The sequence below is a fragment of the Thalassospira australica genome, from assembly GCF_044790785.1.
GTDB lineage: Bacteria > Pseudomonadota > Alphaproteobacteria > Rhodospirillales > Thalassospiraceae > Thalassospira > Thalassospira australica_A.
The window spans coordinates 3,474,505-3,490,559 of the sequence record NZ_CP085258.1; the positions used below are offsets into that span (position 1 = coordinate 3,474,505).

Below are 16,055 nucleotides of genomic sequence, written 5' to 3' on the forward strand. Positions count from 1 at the left end.
TGTTCTCCCTCAGGCCACCCGGGCGCCATTGGCGCCGAAGTAGAATGGTTTATCAGGCCGGATTTTTACGATATCACCCGTTCTAAGCTTGGTATGTGCATCCGTGACCGTGACAATGTCATGTGATTTGAATGTCAGATGCAGACGGGTTTGGTCGCCCAGATGTTCGACCCTTTGCACAAAGCTGTCCTCGCCCTCGCCCTGAATGATCTGCTCGGGACGCAACCCGATCTGTATGGCACCTGTCGGTGCGCCCGCAAAGATATCGGCGGGCAGCACGTTGATCCGGGGCTGACCCAGACGGCTGGCAGCATAAATGCTGACCGGGTCTTCGTATATCTCGCGCGGTGAACCAAACTGCGCCAAACGCCCGTGATCCAGAACGCCCACATGGGTCGCCATGGTCATGGCTTCGATCTGGTCATGCGTGACATATAGCAGCGTTGCACCTGAATCGGCCTGAATGGATTTCAACTCGACCCTGAGATCGGCGCGAAGCTTGGCATCTAGAGAGCTAAGCGGTTCGTCCATCAAATAAACCGACGGTTTGCGCACCAGCGCACGTCCGATGGATACACGCTGCATCTCGCCCCCGGACAATTCGGTCGCCTTGCTGTCGAGTTTATGGGCGATCTGTAAAATCTCGGCGATCTCGCCAACCTTTTGCGCGATCTGATCCGGCGGTGTTTTCAGGATCGGCGATTTCAACGGAAATTCCAGATTCTGACGTACCGTCATATGCGGATAAAGCGAATATTGCTGAAATACCATCGCGACATTTCTCTGGGCGGGAGTGAGCCCGGCCATATCACGTCCGTCGATCATGATCTGGCCGCGATCCGGTCTATCAAGCCCCGATACCATCCGCAATGTCGTCGTTTTCCCCGCACCTGTCGGCCCCAGCAAAACAACAAACGATCCGTCCGGTATCGTCATTGTCACATCGTCGAGTGCAATATCCGCCCCGAAGGTTTTGGTGACACCGCTCAAGCTGACTTCAGCCATGGTTCAGCACTCCTTCATTTGCCGCAGAGCGTAATGCCCGTCCTTTTGCGGCATCAAACAACGTGATTGTCCGCGGGTCGAACCGAAGGCCAATCGATTGGCCGGTATTGATCACTTCATGACTTGCAACTCTGGCCTTAAGATGACCGTTCGGTGTGTCGAAGGTAACAATCTGGGTGGTGCCAAGATATTCCGTCGCCATCACCCGCCCGCGATAGGCCGCACTATCATCAAGCTTTACATGTTCAGGCCGGACACCGAAGGTCAGCTTGCCATTGGCGCCATCAATACTTTGGGGCACAGGCATCGCGACGTCGTTTAACCGTACTTCCGTACCGCCGGCGCCAATCATCCCGTTGAATTCAAGGAAATTCATGGGGGGCGAACCGATGAACTGGGCCACGAACTTCGTCGCAGGCCAGTCATAGATATCTTGCGGAACACCGAATTGCTCGACAACACCGTGGTTCATCACGACGATCTTGTCGCCCATCTGCATGGCTTCGAGCTGATCATGGGTCACATAAACGGTCGTTGCCCCCATTCTGTCATGCAATGCGCGAAGTTCTTCGGACATGTGTTCTCGAAATTCGGCATCAAGCGCGCCAAGCGGTTCATCCATAAGGAAGGCCTTCGGATCGCGCACAATCGCCCGCCCCAGGGCCACACGCTGTCGGTCGCCACCAGACAATCCACCGACAGGCCGGTCGAGGATACCGGTAATGCCAAGAATTTCGGCTACCTCTTCGACCTGCTTTTTCACCGCCGAAGCCTTCATCCCCTGGCTTTTCAGCGGATAGCTGATATTGCCGCGGACAGTCATATGCGGATAAAGCGCAAACATCTGGAAAACAAAAGCAATGTCACGCTGGCTTGCCGGTTTTTGACCGACTTCTTCACCATCAATGTAAATCTGCCCACTGGTTGGCAATTCAAGCCCCGCCATCATCCTAAGCGTCGTCGTCTTGCCACAGCCAGACGGGCCCAGCAGCATGAAAAATTCGCCATCCTCGATGGTAAAACTCGATGACTTAACGGCGGTGAATGCCCCGAAATCCTTGCGCACGTTTTCAATCCTGATTTGTGCCATGGGTCACTCCGGAAAGTGGCTGACGACAATGAACATGACTGTTCCGGTCAGCGTGATGATGAAAGAATAGGTATAAAGCGTGATCGCAAAAGGCTGCATCAGCATGGCCACACCCAGGGCAATAAGGACAGAAGCCACTATTTCCCAGGGACCGCGGCGCAGCCGCAGTAACCTGTTCATGAAATCGCTCATTTGCGTACTGCTCCGAATGTGATCCCGCGCAGCAAATGCTTGCGCAGCAGGATGGTAAAGACCATGACGGGAACGAGGAAAACCGTGGCACCGGCGGCAACCGCGGGCCAATCCTTGCCCCCCACACCAATGATCGTCGGAATGAAGGGGGGCGCTGTCTGGGCGGTTCCAGACGTCAGAAGGACCGCAAACGCATATTCGTTCCATGCAAAGATCAGACAAAAGATCGCGGTCGAGGCAATGCCGGTTGCCGCCTGCGGCAACACCACCTTGTAGAAGGCCTGAAACCGCGTATAGCCATCGATCAGAGCGGCTTCCTCATATTCGACCGGAATTTCGTCGATGAAACCCTTCAGAAGCCAGACCGACAGCGACAGATTGACCGCGGTATAAAGCAGGATCATCCCCAGATGCGTGTCATTAAGGCCAAGATTGCGGAACATCAGGAAGATCGGGATCGCCACGGCAATCGGCGGCATCATCCGGGTCGACAGGATAAAGAATAGCAGATCGTCCTTGAGCGGCACCCGAAAACGGCTGAAGGCATAAGCTGCCGCGGTGCCGAGGATCATGCACAATGCGGTCGAGCCGAACCCGATAATGACCGAATTCAGGAACCGCTCGCCATAACGTGACGGACCGTTAATGATTGTCCCCTGATCACGTGCAATCTGCTCGTACCAGTTTTCCGGCGCGCCTTCCCGTTCGATCATGTCCGGGGTCGCGCGGGTACGGTCGGTAAAAAGGTTCACATATCCTTCGAGCGAGGGATCAAAAATCACCTTCGGCGGATATGCGATAGAGTCCGCAGGGGATTTGAAACCTGTTGCGATGATCCAGAGCAGCGGAGCAATTGTAATCAACGCATAACCGACAACAAGCACCCCGGCGAACCACTTGGTCCCCTTGTTCGGTTCTGTAACAGAAAAGCTCATCTTTCTTTTACCTTGTTCAGCGCTTTGACGTAGATCGAAGCAAGGCCAAAGACGGTCACGAACAGGATGACGGCATAGGCAGAAGAATATCCGGTCCGCCATTTCTCGAACGCTTCGCGCTTCAGATCAATTGACGTCAGTGTCGTCGTGTTTCCGGGGCCGCCACCGGTAAGCTGAACCACAAGGTCGAACATCTTGAAGTTCTCGATCCCGCGGAACAAAATTGCCAACATCAGGAATGGCAGAACCATCGGAATGGTGATCGTCCAGAACTGCCGCCACTTCGACGCGCGGTCACACTCTGCTGCTTCGTAAATGCTGTTGGGGATAGACCGCAAACCCGCCAGGCAAATCAGCATCACAAACGGCGTCCACATCCAGGTATCCGCAATGACAATGGCCCATGGCGCAAGATTGACATCCCCGATCATCGAAAAACTTGCCGGATCGCCCCCCGTAAAAAAGGTGATCACATAGTTGAAAAGACCGATCTGCGGTTGATACAGAAAGGTCCAGAAATTGCCGACAACGGCCGGAGACAGCATCATCGGAAAGACGATGATCGTCGTCCAAAGATCGTTGCCCCTGAACTTCTTGTTGATCAGAAAGGCGAGCATAAACCCGATCAGAACCTGCAAAATGATGGTCCATATCAGGAAATGTGCTGTAGCTTGCATGGTGTGCCAGATATCGGGATCGGACAGAATGCGTTCGTAATTACGCAAACCGACCCATTCGACATCCCGATTGGGACGATTGACCCGATGGTCGGTGAAGCTGAGCCAGATGGTCCAGATCAGTGGAAAAATGTTGATCGCCAATAGCAGAAAAATCGTTGGCGCCACGAAAATCCAAGCAATGCTTCGATCCGAGAGGCCACGAATGTGCTGCGCCACGTTGTCAGGTGTGGCCCTGGCGATCTTTTCGATCGGAATATTCTTCATTATGGATGCCCTTAGCCGTGCAGCCGATACTGCGCGGTCTTCACATGGTCGGAAGTATGGCCCCGGCTATACTCCATTACGGCATGACCGGGGCCGGTCCTGAGCCAGTCGTCTCCGACAGGGAAAAGACCTAGAGCTTGCCTTCATCCTCGAAGACTTCGGTCCAGTCTTTTACCAAACCGTCAAGCGCTTCCTGTGCGGTCCCGTCGCCGGCAACTACGAAGTTGTGGACGCGTTCCTGCATCGACAAAAGCAGATCGGCATAGGCGGGCTCGGCCCAGAAATCCTTCACAATCGCCATGCTGTCGAGGAAGGTCTGTGCATAAGGCTGGCTGTCGGCAAAGCCCGGGTCCTCGACTACGGCGCGTAGTGCCGAATATCCGCCGAGCTCCCACCAGCGCGCCTGAATTTCAGGCTGTGCAAACCATTTGATATATTCCAGTGCGGCATCCTGCTTTTTGGAATAGGAGACCACCGAAATCCCCTGCCCGCCAAGCTGGGCAAATTGCCCGGCAGGTCCGGCCGGGTTGGGGAAATATCCCGACTTGCCGTTACCGACATTCGGGTCTGCCTCGACACCGGGCCAGATAAAGGCAAAGTTCATCTGCAAAGCAACCTGCCCGGATTTGTAGGCATCGATATTTTCGCTCATATACCAGTTCGATGACCCCGGGGGCACAGCTGTTTCATAAAGATCTTTGTAGAACTCCAGGCCTGATACGGCACCTGCGGAATTGACAAAGCCCTCAAGATCATAGGGTTTGTCGGGGTTTTCGTACTGGAAGCCATAGTTATAGAGTACGTTTGTCACCCCCATGGTGATACCTTCGGAGCCGCGCTCGGTATAGATCGCGGCACCATAGACGGTCGTGCCGTCAATTTCGCGACCCTGGAAAAACTGCGCGATGTCCTTTAATTCTTCAAGTGTTGCGGGCACGCCAAGTTCGCGACCATATTTCGCCTTGAAAGCTTCGCGGATTTCCGGGCGATCAAACCAGTCCTTGCGATATGTCCATCCGACCACATCGCCGAAAGCCGGAAGCGCATAATAGTTCGGCGTGTTCTTTGGCCATTCGGCGTATCCGGTCACAGTGGCCGGAATGAAATCGGCCATATCGATGCCGTTGGCATCAAAGAAATCATTCAGCTTCACATAGTGACCGTTCTCCGCCCCGCCGCCGATCCACTGGCTGTCACCAATCATCAGGTCGCACAACTGGCCACCGGAATTGAGTTCGTTCAGCATGCGGTCCGCGAACGACGTCCAGGGCACGAATTCAAAGCTCATTTTGTGGCCACTTTGGGCTTCAAAATCTTTGGAAAGTTCAACCAGTGCATTTGCCGGGTCCCATGCCGCCCAGCATAGTGTGAGATCTTCTGCGGCGGCTGCTGTCGGAAGCGAACCGGCAACAAGTACCGACGCCACTGCCGTCATCATGTATGTCGATTTCATTTTGTTTTTCCTCCCGTTGAAACGTGGCGGCTTCCCAGCCACAGCAGTACTTCTACCACAAGTTTTTGAGGTACGCACCTCAAAAAGAGGCATTTCTGAGTTACGCACCTCAATCCTCTTGCGATTACACGCTAAATAGTTGAAAGTTGCTCTGAAAAATGAACCTTCTCAGGCCTGAAAACAGATGAGACCGACCACTAAAGACCTTGCAAAAGCGGCCGGCGTCAGCCTTGCAACGGTAGATCGCGTACTCAACGGGCGTTCCGGAGTCCGGCAGAAAACCGTCGACGCCGTCAACGGGGCAATTGAACGCATCGGTTTTCAAAGAAATCAGGTTGCGGCCACTCTGGCCCGTCAGAAGGGATATCGTTTCGGGTTTGTGCTGCCGCGCGCGGGCGACGAATTTCTTGATGTCATCATCAAACACATCATGGAATTCGGTCAGGCCAGCCGGGCGGAAATGATCGACACAAAAGTCGTTCGCATTAATGAACATGATCCGCATCAGGCTGCCAAGGCACTGTCTCGCCTATCGGCAGATGACTATGACGGCATCGCCATCATGGCCCCGGAAACCCCGCAAATTCGCGATGCACTTCATCGAATGCGGGAACGGGGCATCCAGACGGTGGCCTTCATATCCAACCAGCAGGAAGAAGGCAGCCAGTCTTTTGTCGGGATAGACAACATCGCCGCCGGTGCAACGGCCGGGCGCCTTATGGCGCGTTTTCTGGGGAACACTTCGGGCTCGATCCTTGTGCTGGCCGAAACCATGCAAGCCCGCGACAGCCTCGAACGTCGCCTTGGCTTTGACCGGGTATTGAGCCGTGACTGCCCCCAATTTCATGCATTGCCGACACTTGAAACCCATGGCACCGCAGAACGCACCCGACTTGTTCTGACGAACGCCTTTGCGGCACACAAAGACATTGTCGGGCTTTACATCATGGGTTCCGAAGCACGCATCGCCATTGACTTCGCCCAAACGCTACGTTGCCAGGAAAAAATCGTCACGATTGCCCATGAACGCACGCCTTCGACAGAACAGGCCTTACGCGCAAACACACTTGATGCACTGATTAACCAGGATCCGGGGCATATTGTGCGAAGTGCGGTCCGAACGCTCAGGGCCCAGTGCGAGAACCGCGAGACACTGGCCTCACAAGAGCGCATCCGCATAGAAATCCTCATCGCGGAAAATCTGTGAGCGAACGAACAGTACAATCGTGAGCCGATATTAACGAGGAATATATATCGCAGGCTCCCCCGAATTATGACAAATCGGAAGTGCATGCGTAGTGCTGATTGCTCCGGATTGGGAGCGACGGAGCAGTGATCACGCGAGGTGAATGTCAGGTGCCACCAAAGCTGACATTTCCCGATAAACCGTTTGTCATACCCTCTCGATTAAAAAACAGACAAAAACGCCGATACAGCGCATAGAACTTAGAATGAGAAGGTAATTTCTCCGAGTTAGTCAGAGCTTTGCAATAAACCTCCAGCTTCTCCCCCAAGACACGGATTTTGTTCGAGATACTCTATCAGCATTTCGGTAAGTACCTGAACTTTACGTACAGGGTGCTGGCCAGGTGGTCGGACAACATATGCAGCCGCAGGCGGCGGAGGGTAACTTGTCATGATCGGAATCAATGCACCGGATCTTAAATATTCACAGATCAAGATGTCGGGAAGGTACGCAAGGCCCAGCCCGGCTGTTGCCGCAGCGATAAGAGCGATGCCATTGTCGGATTTGAAGCGCCCCTGTGGCTGGACCGTGATGACCCTGTCGCAATCCATAAATTTCCAGGACTCTGTTCCCTGCATAAGGGCCTGATGCGCTATGAGTTCCTCGGGCGTTTCCGGGGCGCCATGTGCCTCGATGTAAGACGGGCTTGCGACAAGTTTCAAATAGACGGGGCCGATGCGTTTGGCGAGCAGGTTGGAATTTTGAAGGTAGCCTACCCGGATCGCACAATCAAAACCTTCGGAAATAAGGTCAACAAAGCGGTCGCTATAGGAAGCATGAAGCTGAAGCCGGGGGTAACGCTGTGCCATATTCGCAAGCACGGGGGCAAAATGTATCGGCCCTAAGGAAAGCGGCATGGCAATTCGAAGCCGACCGCGAAGATCACCCGTTGGCATAATCGTATCCCTTGCCAGTTCGATTTCGGCACTGATCCTTGCGGCGTGTTCTCGAAATGCAACGCCGGCTTCGGTAAGGGCGGCACCGCGTGTCGTGCGCGCAAGAAGTTGGACACCAAGCGCTGCTTCAAGCCGAAAGAGCCGCCGACTGACGATTGATTTGGATATACCGAGCCGTCGTGCAGCGGGCGAAACGCCACCCGCATCAGCAACCCCAACGAATGTTTCTAAGTCTTCTATATTCACTTTAGCGTTCTCTATTTTGCCATGCAGCAGCAAACCAAGGGGCTATGGTTCGCTATGAGCAGAATCGTGAGGAAGCAAAACCGATTAAGCTCTGGCAGTACTGTCGAAACACCTGCGAGTTTCATACGCTGAGGGGGATAACCACGACTTCCCTGCCAAAACAGATATGGCATTCTCACCAATAGCGGATGATCCATGCATCGGGGTCCTGTTTGATCCACGGCTGTCAATTCTTTTACTTAGGCAATACGTCCTGCCATTCGGGATGGCGGTCGATCTGCGCCTTTGCAAAGGGGCAGAGCGGAATGATGGAAAACTTCTCGCGTCGAGCATCCTCGATCGCCTGTCGTAGCAGCATCTGCCCGATCTTGCGGCCACGCAACGCCGCTGGAACGTCAGTATGGTCGATGATAATCAGCCCGTCACTGGCACGGCTGTAGGTCATTTCGGCTTCGATGCCGTCGGTAACAATCCGGTAACGTCCCTTTGATGGGCCATCTTCCCTCTCGACCGTGTCGTCGGACGTCGACGGGGTATCCTTCATCAGGACCGCATCCGCTGGTCGCACCTGACGCGGTCGCCCCTGCGCGCACTCCAGAAGATCTCGGTCCCACTTTCCAAGGTTGGCGGCCGCCTCGTATGCAGAGACCAGGAAAGCCATCAAAGCATCATCGGGATCGACTGCGGCCTGCACGGCATCATAGGGGAGGATGAATTCAGACAGCCCGTCGCTCCAGAAAGCAGCTTCGGGCTGGACCGATGCGGATCTGAAGCCGTTTGGTTCCGGGTAGGCGTATGAGTAGAAGGCAGGATAATCGATGCCGCCACCGCCCGGCCAGAAACCGACGGAAAACACCTCGCGGTCGTAGGCCTCCTGTGCCACATCGTCCGGCAAGGCCGGAACGCCGCCGGGGTGAAGCGGGGCGCGACGTCCTGAAAAACGGGTAACGGCAAGATCAAAACTGCCCCAGAACAGGTGTACTGGACTGGACTTACCCATAAAGGATGTCCGAAAACGATTAAAGACCCGATCAACCCTTACAAGGGCTTGATGAAAACGTTGAACGGCTTCGCGGTCATAGTCCCGATCGCGATCATCTTCAGTGAACGGAATAGGATATGGCACCTCGTTTGGCAGACCGTTGAAGGTCGGCGTACCGCCAAGCTCCGTGATCAGGCTGACAAAACTGGCGTGAAATGTTGCAACTGTCGAAGGACCGAGCGCAAACGAAACCCTTCCGCCTTCGCCAGAGGTACCCACGACCTCGTGCTTGAGAAAATCAAACAGAATCTCGATGCCCGGACCATCCGGTATCGGTGAGGATGCCAGACCGGTCGGGGTGACATAGAAAGTTGCATTCCATGAATGGTTGAGCCACGGCGTGTGCGCCAGCCTGTATTTGCCAACGATCTGCAGATAAAGTTGCAGTGCGGAACAGGTTTCGCGCCAACCAAGATAGTCGAGGTGAGGCCAGTTGTTGCTCATTCCGTTTCTCCATCCAGAACCAGAGGCCAGAATTAGGGGCCAAAACTCCTTGCCCGCCCGGCTCCGCACCGGACGATCAGTGATCGACGTGGGTCAATCTGGAAGAGTGATGTGCTCATCACGGTCATTGACGGGAAGATCAAAACGTCCCTTGCCCCAGTTTTCTGCGCGCCATTCGGCTTTGGCTTCTTCGATACGCTCTTTTGATGAGGCAACGAAGTTCCACCAGATGTAACGTGGTCCTTCAAGGGTGGCCCCGCCAAGGATCATGAGCCGCGCGCCTCTTTGCCCGGCCAAAACCGTGATTTTGTCTCCTGGACGGAAAACCATCATTTGAGATGATTGATATTCCTGTCCGGCGATCAATATTGAGCCTTCAACGATGTAAATGCCTCTGTCCTCGTGATTGTCAGGCATCGGCAGTCGTTTTCCGGCCTCAAGCATCACATCGGCGTAAAAGGTTTCGGAGAACATTGTCGCAGGCGCAACCTTGCCATAGGCATTCCCGAGAATAAGTCGAACGGTGACACCAGAATCCTCGATGATCGGCAGCGCCTCTTTGTTATGGTGTTCGAATATCGGTGCCATGTCCTCATACTGATCGGGTAGTGCGACCCAGGTCTGTATGCCGGACAAACTGTTGGGGCCGGACCGGGCCGTCGCGGAAGTCCGCTCTGAGTGGGTGACGCCACGCCCGGCGACCATCCAGTTCAATTCGCCGGGACGGATGATCTGGTCTGCTCCGGTGCTGTCCCGATGATGGAAATCACCGCGAAAAAGATACGTAACTGTGCCAAGACCAGTATGCGGGTGTGGTCTTACATCGACACCTTGACCGGTCAGGAATTCGGCCGGTCCGGCTTGATCAAAAAAGATGAAAGGGCCCACCATCTGCCGTTTTGGTGCAGGCAGGGCACGACGAACCTCGAAGTCGCCAAGGTCTCTTGCACGCGGGACAATGAGTGTCTCAATCGCGTCCGTATCTACATCATCGGGGCAGCCCGGTTGCAATGCTGGATTCCAACTCATACGCATCTTCCTCTCTGACCATTTTGTCGTTCTGATCTGACAGGCAAGATGCTCTACCAGGCCGACGGACACCCCAGATTGGCGTATGTTGTTTCACTCCACTAGTCACGCTATGCGCTTAACTGTGTCGCGCGAAGTGGAATGTCTGCCGAGAATAGGCTTGTTCGGGAACTTCGGATTGGCTCTTGCTGGGATGTCAGGGGCTTTGTTCCCAGAGGTGAGGATTCGATTGGACATGTTCAATGAGCATTTCGGTCAGCACGCGCACTTTCCGGTCCAGGTAACTCCCGGGTGGACGAACCACATAGGCAGCCCCGGATTTGGGTGGATATTGAGGCATCACCGGAACAAGAGCACCGGAGGCCACATATTCATGGGTAAGGCAATTGGGAAGACATCCAATGCCAAGACCTGATGCGGCAGCAGCGGTCAGTGCAATGCCATTATCGGATCTGAAACGCCCCTGCGGCTGCACCGTAACGATTTTATCACCGTCCATCAGATACCAGGACTCGGTACCCTGTAGAACGGCTTGGTGGAATGCGATGTCTTCGGGCGTTTCAGGTGCGCCATGCATCTTGATATAAGAAGGGCTGGCAACAAGCTTGCCATGAATCGGCGCAATGTGCTTTGCAATCAGGTTGGAATCGGGAAGAAGGCCCAACCGGATCGCGCAATCAAATCCCTCGGCAATAAGGTCTACGAAGCGATCACTATAGCAGGCATTGATCTGAAGCTGGGGATGGCGTTGCGCCATTTTTGCAAGCACAGGGGCAAAGTGTGTCGGACCAAACGAAAGCGGCATAGCGATACGAAGCCGACCACAAAGTTCACCCGTTGGCAGCAGTGTGTCTTTCGCCAACTCTAATTCATCACGAATCCGCGCGGCATGTTCGCGAAATGTCGCTCCGGCTTCGGTAAGTGCCGCACCTCGGGTCGTGCGCGCCAGAAGCTGAACACCAAGCGCTGCTTCCAGTCGCAAAAGCCGTCGACTGACGATTGACTTGGATACACCCAGTCGACGCGCAGCAGGGGAAATTCCCCCAGAATCAGCAACCTCTACAAATGTTTCTAATTCTTCTATATCCAATTTCGTGTTCCCCGTGTTGCGACACAGCATATCATATACGGGCACTAGTCTCTTATCCAGAGACCTGCGACTGTCGGTTCATAGGGCACCTAAAAATCAATTCGAGCAAACGAGCCCTGATTACAAAACAGAAGGGACAGTCTATGAATATTCGCAATGGCCTTGATTCACTCCTTCGCCCCGAAGACTCAGTACTTGTGCTGATCGACCATCAACCCTACCAGCTTGCAAACCTCAACAGCCACGATCCTCATATGGTGGTGAACAACACAGTGGGGCTGGCAAAAGCTGCCAAGGCGTTTGGCGTGCCGACCATCTTAACTTCTGTGATCGCACGTCAGGGCGGGAACATTTTTCCCCAGATTACCGACGTTTTTCCCGGACAGGAAATCATTGACCGGACTTTGATCAACACCTGGCAAGACCCAAAAGTGGTAGATGTCGTCAAGGAAACAGGGCGCAAGCAACTTGTCATAGCAGGCCTGTGGACCGAAGTCTGCGTCGCTATGCCAACGATTCAGGCCCTTGGCGAAGGGTGGGATGTCACGGTCGTAACGGATGCATCCGGCGGTGTTTCAGTCGAGGCACATGAAGTTGCTATCCAGCGAATGATCGCAGCCGGTGCGAATATGATGACATGGCTGGCTCTGGCCTCCGAATGGCAACGCGACTGGGCGCGGGAAGAACATATTCCCGAACTTGCCGAAATACTTAAGCAACATGCCGGTGCAAGTGGTGTCGCATTCCAATGGGAACAGCAACTGCTTAACACACCTGTCCCCGGCTAGGGATAAACAATGGACTGATCAGATTCCAGATGAACGCCTGAGGATTTGTCACGGCTCTTCATCACTTCTTGAGAGTCAGACCAGAAACGGCACCCTGCTTTGTAAAATGCAGGAAAACTATTGGGCTACTTTATGCCTTTCTGTTTCGTTGAACAAATTATTGCCTTGGGTGCGCAATGGAATTATCGTCATATCTTGCTTTTATCCTGATCAGTGCTGCTCAAAGCGCGACGCCTGGTCCATCGACATTGTTTCTCGTAAACAATGCTCTTGCCTTTGGGTGGCGTCGCGCATTGGGTGCGCTGAGCGGTGATCTTGTCGCAATTGCACTGCTGGCGACACTTTCGGTGGTGGGCCTGGGTGCTTTGCTCGAAGCATATCCGCTGATTTTTCTTAGCCTGCGCTTGCTCGGCGCGTTCTATGTCCTGTGGCTGGGATGGACCTATCTCAGACCCATCAAGCAACCGCGAGAGACCAATGGAACTGCTGAGATAGCACGGGGACACGACGGATTGTCTCTCTGGTTTCACTCATTCGGTGTCGGGATCAGCAACCCAAAGGCCGTTCTGTTTTTTGCGGCACTGTTCCCGCAGTTTATTCCCGCTGAGAGCGGCCCAACTGTTCTGGCACTTCTGGTTTTAACGTTTGTCGTTGCAAAGCTTGTTGTTCTGGGTGGTTACGCGATTGGAGCGCGGCACGTCGTAAGGCTGTTTCAAAAACCGGAACATGCAAGGCGTGGGCGTGCGTTGACCGGCATTATCTTTGTCGTTTTTGGTGTGCTGATGATCGTGTCTGCGATCCCGATTTCCTAGGCTCAGGCCCTTCCCCGGCGTTTATTGCATTCAGGCAATGGCGTTTTCTCAAACAGGAGACCTAAAAATGGAAAAGCTCGAACTTCTTACCCCGAAAAATTCGCAGGTCATCTTCATTGATCACCAGCCACAAATGGCATTCGGCGTTCAGTCGATTGACCGTCAGGTTCTGAAAAACAACACCGTTGGTCTGGCGAAGGCTGCCAAGATTTTCAACATTCCGACCACGATCACGACCGTCGAAACCGAAAGCTTTTCAGGCCATACCTATCCTGAACTTCTGGCGGTCTTCCCGGAAAACCCGCTGCTTGAACGTACCTCGATGAATTCCTGGGATGATCAGAAGGTACGCGACGCACTTGCCGCAAATGGTCGCAAGAAAGTGATCGTTTCCGGCTTGTGGACCGAAGTCTGCAATAACTCCTTCGCGTTCTGTGCAATGCTTGAAGGCGGATATGAAATCTACATGGTTGCCGATGCATCCGGTGGCACATCGGTCGATGCCCATAACTACGCGATGGATCGCATGGTTCAGGCCGGTGTCGTACCGGTCACATGGCAGCAGGTTCTGCTGGAATGGCAGCGTGACTGGGCACACCGCGAAACCTATGACGATGTCATGGCATTGGTGAAAGAACATTCCGGCGCATATGGCATGGGCGTCGATTATGCCTACACCATGGTTCACAAGGCACCGGAACGTGTCGAACATGGTCCGCGTGTCGCGCCGAAGGCAGCCTCCTAAAACCCAAAAGAAGCACGACAGAGATAACATTCTGTCGTGCTTTTCTTCTTTGATACCGACCGCAGTGTACTCATTCCAAGGCATTGCAGATAACACGCTGTTGGTTTGATGCCGGTGAAAAGCTTCAATTCGAAGGTGGTTAAAATGAAACGGCGCACATTTGTTCAGGGTCTCGCAGCCAGCACCACGCTTGGTGCAATTCCATTCAAACTGGCAAGGAGCAACGAAATGAGCCAGACGGCACAAACCATTATCTATAATGCGAAAATCACGACACTCGACCCAAAGACCCCGGAAGCCGAAGCCATCGCGATTGCCGACGGCAAGATTCTTGCGGTCGGTGACGAGGCCGGGATACGCAAACTGGCAGACCGTAAAACCCGTATGATCAATGGCGCCGGGCGCCGGGTCATCCCGGGGCTGAATGACAGCCATACTCATCTTATTCGTGGCGGTCTTAACTTTAATATGGAATTGCGATGGGAAAACGTGCCGTCGGTTGCTGACGCTCTGCGTATGCTAAAAGCACAGGCTGCTGTCACGCCAGCCCCGCAATGGGTGCGCGTTGTCGGCGGCTGGTCGGAATTCCAGTTTGCCGAACGCCGGATGCCAACCCTTGATGAAATCAATGCTGCCGCACCAGATACGCCGGTTTTCATCCTGCACCTTTATGGGCGTGCTTTATTGAACCAGGCCGCAATCAAGGTTCTTGGTTTTGATAAAAACACACCAAACCCGCCTGGTGGTGTCATCGAAAAGGATGCCAAGGGCAATCCAACCGGCCTGTTAGTGGCGAAACCATCTGCCTTGATTCTGTATTCTACGCTGGCCAAGGGCCCCAAGCTTCCGATTGAGGATCAGATCAATTCCACCCGTCACTATATGCGCGAAATGAACCGGCTTGGCATCACCAGCGTCATTGATGCGGGCGGCGGCGGGCAGAATTATCCCGAAGATTACGATGTCATTCGCCGTCTGCATGATGACGGGCAGATGACTGTCCGCATCGCCTATAACCTGTTTGCGCAAAACGCCGGAAACGAGCTTAGCGATTATGAACGCTGGGTCGGGATGACCGAACCGGGAGCTGGCGATGATATGCTGCGGATGAACGGGGCCGGTGAAAACCTTGCCTGGTCGGCAGCAGATTTTGAAAACTTCCTTGAACCGCGCCCCGATCTGGCGCCAGTCATGGAAAGCGAACTCGAACCCATCGTCGAATTGCTGGCCGAACGGGAATGGCCGTTCCGCATTCATGCGACTTATAATGAAACCATTGACCGTTTTCTCGGTGTGTTCGAACGGGTGAATGGCAAACAGCCGTTCAAGACACGGTTCATCATCGATCATGCCGAAACCGTTTCCGAACGCAATATCGAACGGATCAAGGCACTGGGCGGCGGTATCGCGATCCAGCATCGTATGGCATTCCAGGGTGAATATTTTGTCGACCGTTACGGCAAGGATGCCGCCATGGCGACCCCGCCGGTCAGCAAAATGCTGGAATATGGACTTCCGGTCGGGGCGGGAACGGATGCGACCCGCGTTGCATCCTATGACCCTTGGGTCGGCCTTTACTGGCTGACCACCGGCAAGACGGTTGGCGGCATGTCGCTCTACGACAATGACAATGTTCTTGATCGTGAAACCGCACTCATGCTGTGGACAAAGGGTTCTGCATGGTTCTCGGGCGAGGCGGATGTCAAAGGTACGCTGGCACCCGGACAGTATGCCGATCTGGCCATCCTGTCCGCTGACTATCTGAGCGTTCCACCCGAAGAAATTCGCCGGATCAATTCGGTCCTGACCATGGTCGGCGGTGACGTGGTTTATGGCGAAGACGGTTATCAGTCCCTGTCGCCGGACATCCCGCCGGCATCTCCTTCCTGGAGCCCGGTTTTGCATCAGGAAAGCCCTGGTCAGCGCCCGGAATCCCAAGCTCGTCAAACGGAGCGCGCATGCCATGACGCTTGTAATCATGGCTGCGGTGTCCATGGACATGATCACGGGATTGCCTGGAATAATCCTGTACCGGTCGCCGATGCGAAATCGTTCTGGGGCGCGCTTGGCTGCTCCTGCTTTGCTGTCTAACCGGGGA

At 54.2% G+C, this 16,055-nt stretch carries 15 protein-coding genes; 5 read left to right on the plus strand and 10 right to left on the minus strand.

Annotation, left to right across the window (positions count from 1 at the left end):
- Positions 1-9 precede the first annotated feature (9 nt).
- The 6 genes from LG297_RS16315 to LG297_RS16340 form a co-directional block, all read right to left on the minus strand.
- Positions 10-1,005: an ABC transporter ATP-binding protein gene (locus LG297_RS16315; RefSeq protein ID WP_404422097.1), complete on the minus strand. Its 996-nt coding sequence runs from the start codon at positions 1,003-1,005 to the stop codon at positions 10-12.
- Positions 998-2,095, minus strand: coding sequence for an ABC transporter ATP-binding protein (locus LG297_RS16320; protein WP_404422099.1), 1,098 nt, complete (start codon positions 2,093-2,095; stop codon positions 998-1,000). Before LG297_RS16320 ends, LG297_RS16315 begins: the two co-directional genes overlap by 8 nt.
- A 3-nt stretch (positions 2,096-2,098) precedes the next feature.
- Positions 2,099-2,287 carry a hypothetical protein gene (locus LG297_RS16325; protein WP_404422101.1) on the minus strand — a complete coding sequence of 63 codons (189 nt, stop codon included), beginning with the start codon at positions 2,285-2,287 and terminating at the stop codon, positions 2,099-2,101.
- Entirely contained in the window at positions 2,284-3,222 is a 939-nt protein-coding gene (locus LG297_RS16330; protein ID WP_404422103.1) for a carbohydrate ABC transporter permease, read from the minus strand. Before LG297_RS16330 ends, LG297_RS16325 begins: the two co-directional genes overlap by 4 nt.
- Positions 3,219-4,166 carry a carbohydrate ABC transporter permease gene (locus LG297_RS16335; RefSeq protein ID WP_404422105.1) on the minus strand — a complete coding sequence of 316 codons (948 nt, stop codon included), beginning with the start codon at positions 4,164-4,166 and terminating at the stop codon, positions 3,219-3,221. Before LG297_RS16335 ends, LG297_RS16330 begins: the two co-directional genes overlap by 4 nt.
- Positions 4,167-4,296: 130 nt before the next feature.
- Positions 4,297-5,619, minus strand: coding sequence for an ABC transporter substrate-binding protein (locus LG297_RS16340; protein WP_404422107.1), 1,323 nt, complete (start codon positions 5,617-5,619; stop codon positions 4,297-4,299).
- A 184-nt stretch (positions 5,620-5,803) separates the two neighbouring features.
- Between LG297_RS16340 and LG297_RS16345 the strand changes: the two genes are divergently transcribed.
- Positions 5,804-6,826, plus strand: a complete 1,023-nt coding sequence (locus tag LG297_RS16345; RefSeq protein WP_404422109.1) for a LacI family DNA-binding transcriptional regulator — start codon at positions 5,804-5,806, stop codon at positions 6,824-6,826.
- A gap of 266 nt (positions 6,827-7,092) precedes the next feature.
- On the opposite strand, the gene LG297_RS16350 is transcribed toward LG297_RS16345, so the two are convergent.
- From LG297_RS16350 to LG297_RS16365, 4 genes are all read right to left on the minus strand, one after another.
- Positions 7,093-8,007: a LysR family transcriptional regulator gene (locus LG297_RS16350; protein WP_404422111.1), complete on the minus strand. Its 915-nt coding sequence runs from the start codon at positions 8,005-8,007 to the stop codon at positions 7,093-7,095.
- 235 nt (positions 8,008-8,242) lie between these two features.
- On the minus strand, positions 8,243-9,493 hold the full coding sequence (locus tag LG297_RS16355) for a DUF5996 family protein (RefSeq protein ID WP_404422113.1): 1,251 nt from the start codon (positions 9,491-9,493) through the stop codon (positions 8,243-8,245).
- A 93-nt stretch (positions 9,494-9,586) separates the two neighbouring features.
- Positions 9,587-10,522, minus strand: a complete 936-nt coding sequence (locus tag LG297_RS16360; RefSeq protein WP_404426960.1) for a pirin family protein — start codon at positions 10,520-10,522, stop codon at positions 9,587-9,589.
- 196 nt (positions 10,523-10,718) lie between these two features.
- A complete protein-coding gene (locus tag LG297_RS16365) occupies positions 10,719-11,612 on the minus strand; it encodes a LysR family transcriptional regulator (RefSeq protein ID WP_404422115.1) in 894 nt (297 codons plus the stop codon).
- Positions 11,613-11,755: 143 nt separating this feature from the next.
- On the opposite strand from LG297_RS16365, the gene LG297_RS16370 reads away from it, so the two are divergent.
- From LG297_RS16370 to LG297_RS16385, 4 genes are all read left to right on the plus strand, one after another.
- Positions 11,756-12,400 (plus strand): hydrolase, encoded by a 645-nt coding sequence (locus LG297_RS16370; protein ID WP_404422117.1) that lies wholly within the window; start codon positions 11,756-11,758, stop codon positions 12,398-12,400.
- A 176-nt stretch (positions 12,401-12,576) separates the two neighbouring features.
- Entirely contained in the window at positions 12,577-13,212 is a 636-nt protein-coding gene (locus LG297_RS16375; RefSeq protein WP_404422119.1) for a LysE family translocator, read from the plus strand.
- Between the two features lie 67 nt (positions 13,213-13,279).
- Positions 13,280-13,957, plus strand: a complete 678-nt coding sequence (locus LG297_RS16380; RefSeq protein WP_404422121.1) for a hydrolase — start codon at positions 13,280-13,282, stop codon at positions 13,955-13,957.
- Positions 13,958-14,101: 144 nt separating this feature from the next.
- Complete coding sequence (locus LG297_RS16385) at positions 14,102-16,048, plus strand: amidohydrolase (RefSeq protein ID WP_404422123.1); 1,947 nt, start codon at positions 14,102-14,104, stop codon at positions 16,046-16,048.
- The last annotated feature ends 7 nt before the right edge of the window (positions 16,049-16,055 follow it).

Excerpts from the sequence above, each read along its gene's own strand:
- LG297_RS16315 (WP_404422097.1), bottom strand. The coding sequence starts at position 1,005 with ATGGCTGAAGTCAGCTTGAGCGGTGTCACCAAAACCTTCGGGGCGGAT.
- LG297_RS16335 (WP_404422105.1), bottom strand. The coding sequence starts at position 4,166 with ATGAAGAATATTCCGATCGAAAAGATCGCCAGGGCCACACCTGACAAC.
- LG297_RS16340 (WP_404422107.1), bottom strand. The coding sequence starts at position 5,619 with ATGAAATCGACATACATGATGACGGCAGTGGCGTCGGTACTTGTTGCC.
- LG297_RS16360 (WP_404426960.1), bottom strand. The coding sequence starts at position 10,522 with ATGAGTTGGAATCCAGCATTGCAACCGGGCTGCCCCGATGATGTAGAT.
- LG297_RS16345 (WP_404422109.1), top strand. The coding sequence starts at position 5,804 with ATGAGACCGACCACTAAAGACCTTGCAAAAGCGGCCGGCGTCAGCCTT.
- LG297_RS16330 (WP_404422103.1), bottom strand. The coding sequence starts at position 3,222 with ATGAGCTTTTCTGTTACAGAACCGAACAAGGGGACCAAGTGGTTCGCC.
- LG297_RS16325 (WP_404422101.1), bottom strand. The coding sequence starts at position 2,287 with ATGAGCGATTTCATGAACAGGTTACTGCGGCTGCGCCGCGGTCCCTGG.
- LG297_RS16320 (WP_404422099.1), bottom strand. The coding sequence starts at position 2,095 with ATGGCACAAATCAGGATTGAAAACGTGCGCAAGGATTTCGGGGCATTC.
- LG297_RS16385 (WP_404422123.1), top strand. The coding sequence starts at position 14,102 with ATGAAACGGCGCACATTTGTTCAGGGTCTCGCAGCCAGCACCACGCTT.
- LG297_RS16375 (WP_404422119.1), top strand. The coding sequence starts at position 12,577 with ATGGAATTATCGTCATATCTTGCTTTTATCCTGATCAGTGCTGCTCAA.
- LG297_RS16380 (WP_404422121.1), top strand. The coding sequence starts at position 13,280 with ATGGAAAAGCTCGAACTTCTTACCCCGAAAAATTCGCAGGTCATCTTC.
- LG297_RS16355 (WP_404422113.1), bottom strand. The coding sequence starts at position 9,493 with ATGAGCAACAACTGGCCTCACCTCGACTATCTTGGTTGGCGCGAAACC.
- LG297_RS16370 (WP_404422117.1), top strand. The coding sequence starts at position 11,756 with ATGAATATTCGCAATGGCCTTGATTCACTCCTTCGCCCCGAAGACTCA.